Here is a 9,474-nt window from a genome sequence, read left to right as displayed (position 1 = left end):
AACCCATCGCCCGCGGGGTGGAGCAGCCCGGTAGCTCGTCAGGCTCATAACCTGAAGGCCGCAGGTTCAAATCCTGCCCCCGCAACCATATCAAGCCCGCCGACTCAAGAAGTTGGCGGGCTTTTACTTGTCCGCGCTTTCATCCCTGAACCAACTCCGTGGAAGCCTCGTGAAAGCGTCAGAAGGAAAGCTGCCGGATCATTCCGGCGGGTGATTGAACTGGTCCCCATTGAGCGGACAGTTTGTCGACGGAAATAAGCTTGGTTCCGACTTGCCGCCAAATTCTGATCATCCGTTCGGTGCTGGTACGCTTCCTCGGGTGTTCTGCCGCCGAGCCAAATTCTCGGCGCTCTCGCCCCGCACCGCCCCGTAGACATGCGACCGGCTGATCGACAGCGGTGCGCATTGCCGAATGATCGAAAGCCTGGCGTGCTCAGACTCGACCATCTCCCGCCTCCGACCGGCGCTCATCGACCGGAGGCTTTGGGCAAAAAATCCCGTTCCACCATCAACTCGCCGATTATCGCGTGCGGCTTCTCGATCTCAGCCGTGTCAACCGACGTCGGCGCGTCTGTTTTGGCAGAAAACACACCCGCCAACCCCTCCAGCGCCTGCTTCTTCCACCTATGGATCAGTGGCGGGTGGCCCCATAGAAGTCCTGCAGGACGGACGGACGGCTGCGCCGGTCGATGATTTTGCGGGACACGGCCGCAGTCTCCCGGTCTGTCCGGCAACGAGGGTGCCATATTGTGTGCTGTTGCTTTTCAAATGCTTAGCGGACGTGTGTGGTGGAGGTGGCGTTGCCAAGGCAACATCCGGAGGCCGGATTCTGCTGCCTTGGCAACGTTGCGGAACCGCAGGGTGAATCGGCGGTGCGGGATCAGGCTCCAGCCCACACCGCGTCCCGCACCGACACGCTGGCGGCGAGCAGGCCGGAGGCAAGGAAGCTGTCGGCGACCGCCTGTTGCCGCCGCACCGCGCGGTCATCCAGCGGGTGGGCACCGTAGGTCAGGCGGCTGAAGGCCAACTCCAGCGCCGGGGCGGCGATGCCGAAATCCCCGGTCATGGCGCGCGCCGCTTCCGCCGCGTGGTGGGCGGCGTACTCACCCGCCTTGCCCATCTCGTCCAGCAGGATGGCGAGGAGCTGCGGGTGGCGGGCGGCAAAGCGCGGGTTGGTCAAATAGAACTGGTGGTTGGGAACCAGCCCATTGCCGTCGGTCAGCACCCGTGTGTCGTCGCGGATCTGGGCGGAGGACAGCAGCGGATCCCAGATCGCCCAGGCATCCACCAACTCGTCCAGCAGCGCGTCCAGCGCGGCGGGAGGCTGCATGTGGACGATCCGCACGTCGTTCAGGGTCAGGCCATGGGCCTGCAAGGCGCGCAGCAGGAAATAATGGACGTTCGATCCGGTGTGCAACGCCACCGTGCGCCCGCGCAGATCAGCGGTGGTGCGCAGCGGGCTGTCGTTGCGGACCAGAAGGGCTTCGGCGCTGGGGGCGGGCGGGTCGTACCCGGCATAGACCAACGGCACACCGGCGGCCTGGGCGAAGACCGGCGGAGCTTCCCCGGTCGCCACGAACTCCACCTCGCCCCGGCCCAGCGCCTCCATCATCTGCGGGCCGGAAACGAACTCCCGCCAGCGCACACGGTGGCCGTGCTCGGCCAGACGCCGTTCCAGTGCGCCGCGCGTCTTGACGATGCGCGAAGTGCCGAAGCTCTGGTGGCCGATGACCAGATCAATCAGCGGCGGTGGGCGGGTTGCGGTGGAGGCGGGCAGCGACGGGGAGCGGGAGGTGGTGACGGGCGCGCGGCGGCGCGGCGCGATGGCCCCCAGATGCGCCAGTTGGGTGCGAAAGGCGTTGCGGGTCATGCCCAGGCTGTCGGCCGCCCGCATCTGGTTGCCGTGGGCCAGATCGAAAGCGCTGCGCACCAGCGTGCGGACGACGCGTTCGTGCAGGTCCGGTTCGCCGTCGGCGATGGCGCGGGCGACCAGCGCCTGCACCCGCGTTTCCAAATCCTGCGGCTCGTCGTCCGTCGTCGTTGGCCGCAGGGAGTCGTCGGGCAGGCGCACGTCCGCCGGGCCGATCACAGGCCCAGGGGCGAGCAGCACCGCGTTGTGCAGGACGTTTTCCAACTGCCGGATGTTGCCCGGCCAGGCGCACCGCTCCAACCGGCGCAGCGCGTCGGTCCCCAGCGACAGATCCGGGCGGCCCAGCCGCGCCTTGTGCAGGGTCAGGAAATGATCGGCCAGCAGCGGGATGTCGCCGGGGCGGTCGCGCAGCGGATCCAGCCGCACCGACGCCACGTTCAGGCGGAAATACAAATCCTCGCGGAAGCGTTTGGCCGCCACCGCCGCCTCCAAATCCACGTTGGTGGCGGCGATGACCCGGACATCGACCGGGATCGGCGTGCGGGAGCCGACGCGCACCACCTCGCGCTCCTGAAGCACGCGCAGCAGCTTCACCTGAAGGGCGGGAGGCAGATCGCCGATTTCGTCCAGCAGCAGCGTGCCGCCGTTCGCGGCCTCGAACCATCCCGCCTGCGTGCGCAGCGCGCCGGTGAAGGCCCCCTTTTCAAAGCCGAACAGCTCGGCTTCAGCCAAGCTGTCGGTGAAGGCCCCGCAATTGACCGCGACGAAGGGACCGCCGACCCGGCGGCTCCGGCTGTGGATGTAGCGGGAGACCAGCTCCTTGCCGGTGCCGGTTTCCCCGATGATGAGCACGGTCGCGTCGCTGGGGGCCAAACGGTCGAGATCGGTCTGAAGCCGCTGGGAACGCGGATCGGCAAAGACCATCGCGGTGGCGCGGATCGTTGGTTTCCGGTTGCGGCTGACCGGATCAAAGGCGAGAACACGATTCTGGGCGTACCCTGCGGTGTCCAACCCCGGCCCGCAGGCCCCAACCGGACCCACCGCCATCGTTGGCACGCTGTCCGCGTCAAACCCCGCCAGTGTGGTGGCGATGGGCATGGTGGCGGGGTGGCGGTTGCGCTGCGGGGGCTTGGTCATGTTGGTGCCTTTCCAAGTCCTGAATGGCCTGTCCTGCCCCCACCCATCCAAGACGGCTTGGAAGCGGGTCGGGGCATAAAACATACTATAGCAGTATGAAAAAATCATTAAATATGACAAAATTTTATTGTTGTTTGTAGATTAATCACAAATCTCGTGCTGCCAGAGCAACAGAGCTTTTGTGAATTCTGTTGCCAACGCAACACCGCGCGGAACCGCCACAGCAATAAGTTGAATATATTACAATGGGTTAAGTGAATGGCACGGCGATTGCGGAGTTGAGGCTCCAAACCATTGCGAGCAGGAGCGAACGCGACATGGGCACGATCAAGCTGGTCACGCTGTCTGGAAATCTCGGCGCACGGTCGCGGACCCGCGCCCTGATCGACGCTGTGGCGGACGGGATCGGCGCGCACAGCGCCCTTCAGCGGACCGACATCGTGATTGGCGATCTCGCTCCGGAGTTGGGGGCCCTGACTGACCCCGCCACGCTGCCGCCGCGCGTGGCCGCCGCGATCCAGGCCATCACCTCGGCGGATCTGCTGGTGGTCGGCACGCCGGTCTACAAGGGATCCTACACCGGCCTGTTCAAGCATCTGATCGATTTCATCGACCCCAACGCGCTGGTGGGGGTGCCGGTGGTGCTGACGGCAACCGGCGGCAGCCCGCGCCACGCGCTGGTGATCGAGCACCAGCTGCGCCCGCTGTTCGGTTTCTTCCAGGCCCACACCGTCCCGACCGGTGTGTTCGCCCAGGACAGCGATTTCACCGACTACCGCCTGACCAACCCGGCCATCGCCGCCCGCGTCGCCCAGGCCGCCGAGGAGGCGGCGCTCGTCACCGCGCTGGGGCGCGCCGCCAAGGCCCGCACCGCCGCTGCGGTCGCTGCCTGACGCTCCCGTTCCCCTTGCCCCCTTCTCAACACGCCCCTTTTTCGGAGATCGCCGCCATGACCGCTGCCGCCACCGATCACGCCGCCCCCGTCAAGTTCGCCTATTGGGTTCCGAACGTGTCGGGCGGTCTGGTCATCAGCAAGATCGAACAGCGCACAAGCTGGGACATCGATTACAACCGCAAGCTCGCCCAGATCGCCGAACAGGCCGGGTTCGACTATGCCCTGAGCCAAATCCGCTTCACCGCCGGGTACGGGGCCGACAATCAGCATGAATCGGTGTCCTTCACCCATGCTTTGCTGGCCGCCACGGAAAAACTGAACGTCATCGCCGCCGTCCTGCCCGGCCCCTGGCATCCGGCCTTGTTGGCCAAGCAGGTGGCGACCATCAGCCATCTGACCAAGGGCCGCATCGCCGTCAACATTGTCAGCGGCTGGTTCCGGGGCGAGTTCCAGGCGATCGGCGAGCCGTGGCTGGATCATGACGAGCGTTACCGCCGGTCGGAGGAGTTCATCCGCGTGATCCGGGGCGTCTGGTCGCAGGACAATTTCTCCTTCAACGGAGCCTATTACCGCTTTGAGAACTACACGCTGAAGCCCAAGCCCCTGGCCCCGCTGCCGGAGGTGTTCCAGGGCGGCAGCTCCCGCGCGGCGCGCGACATGGCTGCCCGTGTGTCGGATTGGTATTTCACCAACGGCAACACCCCCGACGGCATCAAGGCCCAGATCGACGACATCCGTGCGAAGGAGGCCGGGACCGACCACCGCGCCAAGATCGGCGTCAACGCCTTCGCCATCGTGCGCGAAACCGAGGAGGAGGCCCGCGCCGTTCTGAGCGAGATTCTGGAAAAGGCCGATCCCGACGCGGTGAAGGGCTTCCACCACGAGGTTCAGAACGCGGGCAACGCGTCGCCCGAACGCGAAGGCAATTGGGCGAAATCCACCTTCGAAGACCTTGTTCAGTACAACGACGGCTTCAAAACCAACCTGATCGGCACACCGAGCCAGGTGGCCGAGCGCATCGTCGCGTTGAAGGCGTTGGGCGTCGATCTGGTCCTGCTCGGCTTCCTGCATTTCCAGGAAGAGGTCGAATATTTCGGCAAGCACGTCATCCCGCTGGTGCGGGAGTTGGAGGAGGCAAAGGCCCGCGAGGCGGTCCCGGCCTGAGCGCTCTGGCCGGAACACTCTGGCCTTGGCCAAGGGGCAGGGCGGGGCGAACCCCCGCCCCCCGATCACCGGTTTTCGTCGATGGAGCGTTGTCCATGACCGCCACCCCCTCCGAAGCCCCTCACCTCCAACCGTCGGCCACCCAGCCGCAAGCCGCTCCGTCGGCGCTGGCGGTGGATGGTCTGTCGCTGTCCTTTGGTGGCGTCACCGCGTTGAACGGGGTGTCCTTCACCGTGGCGGTGGGGGAAATCCGCGCCGTCATCGGCCCGAACGGGGCGGGCAAAAGCTCGCTGCTGAACGCGGTGAGCGGGCTGTACCGCCCGGATTCCGGCCGGGTCTGGCTGGGTGGTCACAGCTTCGCCGCCGTGCCCACCGACCGGCTGGCCGCGCTGGGCGTGTCCCGCACCTTCCAGAATCTGGCGCTGTTCAAGGGGTTGTCGGTGCTGGACAATGTCGCCGCCGGGCTGACCCACCGCCTGCGCGCCGGGGTGTTGGCCCAGGTGATCGGGCTGCCGACGGCGCGGCGGGAGCGGGCGGACGCCTATGACCGGGCCGAGGCGCTGCTCGCCTTTCTGCATCTGGAGGACGCGCGCGACCGGCCCGTCGGCACCTTGCCCTATGGCGTGCAGAAGCGGGTGGAACTGGCGCGCGCCCTGGTGGCCCGGCCCCGGCTGTTGCTGCTGGACGAGCCGATGGCGGGCATGACCCTGACCGAAAAGCAGGAGCTGACCGGCTGCATCCGGGTGGCGCGGGACGATCTGGGGGCCACCATCGTCCTGATCGAACACGACATCGGCGTGGTGATGGGCCTGTCCGACCGCATCGCGGTCCTGGATTACGGCCGTTTGATCGGCGACGGCACGCCCGAGGCGATCCGCAACAACCAGGCCGTGATCGATGCCTATCTCGGCGTCGCCCACGATCTGGAGGCCGGGGAGGGAATCTGAACGATGGATTGGTCCTTTTTCACCGAGGTGCTGGTCGGCGGTCTGCTGTCGGGGGTGATGTACTCCCTGGTCGCCATCGGTTTTGTCCTGATCTACAAAACCTCCGGTGTGCTGAATTTCGCGCAGGGCGCGCTGCTGCTGTTCGCCGCCCTCACCTTTGTCAGCCTGACCGAACGCGGCTTGCCCTTCTGGGCCGGGATTGCGCTGACGCTGGCGGCGATGACCGCCATCGGCGCGCTGATCGAACGCACGGTGCTGCGCCCGCTGGTCAACCAACCACCGATCACCCTGTTCATGGCGACGCTGGGCGTGTCCTACGTCATCGAAGGGGCCGCGCAACTGCTGTGGGGCACGCAGGTCCATGGGCTGGATCTGGGGATCGATGATTTGCCGCTGGAGATTGGCGGGGTTCTGATCAGCACCTTCGATCTGTTCGCGGCGGCGGTGGCCGGGGCGATGGTGGCCGGGCTGACCCTGTTCTTCCGCTACACCCGCATCGGCCTGGGCTTTCGCGCCGTCGCCGACGATCCGCTGGCGGCGCTGGCGGTGGGGTTGAGCCTGGATCGCATCTGGACGGCGGTGTGGACGGCCTCCGGTGTGGTCGCGCTGGTCGCCGGGCTGCTGTGGGGGGCGCGGCTGGGCGTGCAGTTCTCCTTGTCGCTGGTGGTGCTGAAGGCGTTGCCGGTGCTGGTGCTGGGCGGCTTCGATTCCATCGCCGGGGCCATCGTCGGCGGCCTGATCGTCGGCGCGGTGGAGAAGCTGGCGGAGGTCTATGCCGGGCCGCTGGTCGGCGGCGGGATCGAGGGCTGGATCGCCTACGTCGCCGCCCTGGGCTTCCTGTTGATCCGGCCCGCCGGCCTGTTCGGTGCCAAGCCGGTGGAAAGGGTGTGACACCATGACCGATCTCGCGCTCGACAAGCCCGTTCCGCCGAACGCGGCGGGACCGAACCGGACCGCGCCGACGGCGCGCCGGGGAATGGTTCGGCCTTCCCCCACCGCGCTGGGCGTTGGCCTGCTGCTGGCGGTGGCCTTCGGGCTGCTGCCGCTGGTGGGCAGCGAATATCTGTTCGACGCCATCCTCACCCCGTTTCTGGCCCTGGCGCTGGCCGGTCTGGGGTTGAACATCCTGACCGGCTACGCCGGACAGGTCTCGCTTGGATCCGCCGCCTTCATGGCGGTGGGGGCCTACGCCGCCTTCAACCTGTCCCTGCGGCTGCCGGAGCTTCCCTTTGTCGTGGACATCCTGCTGGCCGGTCTGGTGGCGGCGGCGGTGGGGCTGGTGTTCGGCCTGCCCAGCCTGCGCCTGCGCGGTTTTTACCTCGCCGTCTCCACCCTGGCCGCGCAATTCTTCGTGCAGTGGGTGTTCAACAAGGTGGGGTGGTTTTCCAACAACAGCCCGTCGGGCATCGTCACCGTGCCGCCGCTGTCGGTGGCGGGGCTGGCGCTCGACGGGTCGGTTGGCCGCTACCTCTTCGGCCTCAGCGTGGTCAGCGTGGTGACGCTGGTGGTGTGGCGTCTGGTGGACAGCCCGACCGGCCGCGCCCTGGCCGCCCTGCGCGACCATGAAACCGCCGCGCGGGTCATCGGCCTGCCGGTGCTGCGCCTGAAGCTGCTGGCCTTCGCCGTGTCCTCCTTCATCATCGGGGTGGCCGGGGTGTTGTGGGCCTTCGCCTATCTGCGCACGGTGGAACCGGCGGGCTTCAACCTCGACCGCTCCTTTCAAATCCTCTTCATCGTCATCATCGGCGGACTGGCGTCGTTGCGCGGGGCCTTTCTGGGGGCGGCGCTGATCGTCGTCTTTCCGCTGGCGCTGGCCCGTCTGGGCGAAACCCTGCTCGGCGGCCTGTTCGACAGCGGCGTGCTGGAAATGAGCCAGCGCATCGTTCTGGGGCTGCTGATCATCGCCTTTCTGATCGCCGAACCGGCGGGGCTGTCGGCCCTTCTGGATCGGCTGTGGCACCGGATTGCCGGTCGCCTGACCGCCCTCTGTTCGCGCCTCTGTCCCCGCTCCGGTTCCAACCGGTCGGTCTGAGGCCGCCCGTACCCCTCCCAACCCGTCCAATTCCTCACCCTGACACCCAACGGAGACATCCGAATGTCGCGTCCGCACACCCTCGCCTTGTCCGCAAAAGCCGCCCTGTTCGGCGCGCTGCTGGCCGGTGCGTCGCTCCTGCCCGCCGCCGCCCATGCGGATGAGCAGTATTTCCCGCTGCAAAGCTACCGCGTCGGCCCCTACGCCGCCGGTGGAACCGGCTTTTTCGGCGGCTTCATCGACTATCTCAACCTCATCAACACCCGCGACGGCGGGGTGAACGGCGTCAAGCTGACCTGGGACGAGTGCGAAACCCAGTATGAGGTCGAACGCGGCGTCGAATGCTACAAGCGTCAGAAGAGCAAGACCGGCGTGGCGGCCTGGAACCCGCTGTCGGTCGGCATCGCCTACGCCATGATCGACGACATCGCGCGCGACAAGGTGCCGCTCATCACCGTCAACCATGGCCGCACCGACAGCACCGACGGCCGGGTGTTCAAGCATGTCTTCCCGCTGCTGCTGAACCCCTACAGCGAAAGCTCGGGCATCGTGAACTACATCGCCGCGCGCGAAGGCGGGCTGGACAAGCTGAAGGGCAAGAAGATCGCCGTGCTGTATCACGGCTCGCCCTATGGCAAGGAAACCATCCCGATCTACCAGTTGCTGGCCGAGAAATACGGCTTCACCGCCGAACAGATCGAGGTTCCGCATCCGGGCAACGAGCAGCAATCGCAATGGCTGTCGATCCGCCGCAGCAAGCCCGATTACGTCGTGCTGCGCGGCTGGGGCGTGATGAACCCGGTGGCGTTGAAGACGGCGCAGAAGGTCGGCTTTCCCGCCGACCGCATCATCGGCAACGTCTGGTCCAACTCCGAAGAGGATGTGATCCCGGCGGGTGACGCGGCCAAGGGCTACACCGCCATCACCACCCAGGCGTCGGGGGCCGATTACCCGGTGCTCCAGGAGATCGTCAAGACGGTCTATGGCGCGGGCAAGGGCAATCTGGACGACAAGAAGCGCGTCGGCAGCGTCTATCACAACCTCGGCATCGTGAACGGCATCCTGAACGTGGAGGCGGTGCGCATCGCCCAGGAGAAGTTCGGCAAGCGCACCCTGACCGGCGACGAGGTGCGGTGGGGCTTCGAGCATCTGCGGCTCGATCCCAAGCGGGTGGAGGCGCTGGGGGCCAAGGGCCTGTTCCATTCCATCAACGTCACCGTCGCCAACCACGAGGGTGAAGGGCGCGTGACCTTCCAGCAATGGGATGGGGCCAAGTGGAAGGTGGTGTCGGACTGGATCGCGCCGGATTGGGCGTTGCTGCGCCCGATCATCGAAAAATCCTCGCTGGCCTACGCCGCCCAACACGGCATCACGGTGCGCGATCCCGCCGCCGAAGACGCCAGCAACTGACCGACGCCGCCGCAAAAGG

7 protein-coding genes, 1 tRNA gene and 1 pseudogene are annotated in these 9,474 nt (G+C 66.5%); 7 read left to right on the top strand and 2 right to left on the bottom strand.

The annotated features are described in order from the left end of the window. Nucleotides 1-11 precede the first annotated feature (11 nt). A tRNA-Met gene (locus EJ903_RS24435) sits at nucleotides 12-88 on the top strand. Between the two features lie 248 nt (nucleotides 89-336). On the opposite strand, the pseudogene EJ903_RS27825 reads toward EJ903_RS24435, so the two are convergent. Further along, nucleotides 337-644 (bottom strand): annotated as a pseudogene (locus tag EJ903_RS27825) (IS3 family transposase); the annotation flags it as partial. A gap of 236 nt (nucleotides 645-880) precedes the next feature. After that, complete coding sequence (locus EJ903_RS24430) at nucleotides 881-3,007, bottom strand: sigma-54-dependent Fis family transcriptional regulator (RefSeq protein ID WP_210211548.1); 2,127 nt, start codon at nucleotides 3,005-3,007, stop codon at nucleotides 881-883. A gap of 317 nt (nucleotides 3,008-3,324) precedes the next feature. On the opposite strand from EJ903_RS24430, the gene msuE reads away from it, so the two are divergent. The 6 genes from msuE to EJ903_RS24400 all read left to right on the top strand — a co-directional run bounded on the left by msuE (nucleotide 3,325) and on the right by EJ903_RS24400 (nucleotide 9,455). Beyond that, on the top strand, nucleotides 3,325-3,900 hold the full coding sequence (msuE, locus tag EJ903_RS24425; protein ID WP_126620414.1) for an FMN reductase: 576 nt from the start codon (nucleotides 3,325-3,327) through the stop codon (nucleotides 3,898-3,900). A 56-nt stretch (nucleotides 3,901-3,956) separates the two neighbouring features. Next, nucleotides 3,957-5,066, top strand: coding sequence for a dimethylsulfone monooxygenase SfnG (sfnG, locus tag EJ903_RS24420; RefSeq protein ID WP_126620412.1), 1,110 nt, complete (start codon nucleotides 3,957-3,959; stop codon nucleotides 5,064-5,066). Nucleotides 5,067-5,161: 95 nt separating this feature from the next. Beyond that, entirely contained in the window at nucleotides 5,162-6,013 is an 852-nt protein-coding gene (locus EJ903_RS24415; protein WP_174237359.1) for an ABC transporter ATP-binding protein, read from the top strand. A 3-nt stretch (nucleotides 6,014-6,016) separates the two neighbouring features. Further along, complete coding sequence (locus EJ903_RS24410) at nucleotides 6,017-6,904, top strand: branched-chain amino acid ABC transporter permease (RefSeq protein WP_126620410.1); 888 nt, start codon at nucleotides 6,017-6,019, stop codon at nucleotides 6,902-6,904. Between the two features lie 4 nt (nucleotides 6,905-6,908). Then, the gene (locus tag EJ903_RS24405; protein WP_246015933.1) at nucleotides 6,909-8,045 is read left to right on the top strand and encodes a branched-chain amino acid ABC transporter permease; all 1,137 of its coding nucleotides are present in this window, start codon (nucleotides 6,909-6,911) and stop codon (nucleotides 8,043-8,045) included. A 63-nt stretch (nucleotides 8,046-8,108) separates the two neighbouring features. Further along, entirely contained in the window at nucleotides 8,109-9,455 is a 1,347-nt protein-coding gene (locus tag EJ903_RS24400; RefSeq protein WP_126620407.1) for an ABC transporter substrate-binding protein, read from the top strand. Nucleotides 9,456-9,474 lie beyond the last annotated feature (19 nt).

Source organism: Azospirillum griseum (assembly GCF_003966125.1).
Taxonomy (GTDB): Bacteria; Pseudomonadota; Alphaproteobacteria; order Azospirillales; family Azospirillaceae; genus Azospirillum; species Azospirillum griseum.
This window is presented reverse-complemented; position numbering and strand designations above follow the sequence as displayed.

What these genes read in the sequence shown, in the direction of transcription:
- msuE (WP_126620414.1), top strand. Translation starts at nt 3,325, where the DNA reads ATGGGCACGATCAAGCTGGTCACGCTGTCTGGAAATCTCGGCGCACGG.
- EJ903_RS24410 (WP_126620410.1), top strand. Translation starts at nt 6,017, where the DNA reads ATGGATTGGTCCTTTTTCACCGAGGTGCTGGTCGGCGGTCTGCTGTCG.
- sfnG (WP_126620412.1), top strand. Translation starts at nt 3,957, where the DNA reads ATGACCGCTGCCGCCACCGATCACGCCGCCCCCGTCAAGTTCGCCTAT.
- EJ903_RS24405 (WP_246015933.1), top strand. Translation starts at nt 6,909, where the DNA reads ATGACCGATCTCGCGCTCGACAAGCCCGTTCCGCCGAACGCGGCGGGA.
- EJ903_RS24415 (WP_174237359.1), top strand. Translation starts at nt 5,162, where the DNA reads ATGACCGCCACCCCCTCCGAAGCCCCTCACCTCCAACCGTCGGCCACC.
- EJ903_RS24400 (WP_126620407.1), top strand. Translation starts at nt 8,109, where the DNA reads ATGTCGCGTCCGCACACCCTCGCCTTGTCCGCAAAAGCCGCCCTGTTC.
- EJ903_RS24430 (WP_210211548.1), bottom strand. Translation starts at nt 3,007, where the DNA reads ATGACCAAGCCCCCGCAGCGCAACCGCCACCCCGCCACCATGCCCATC.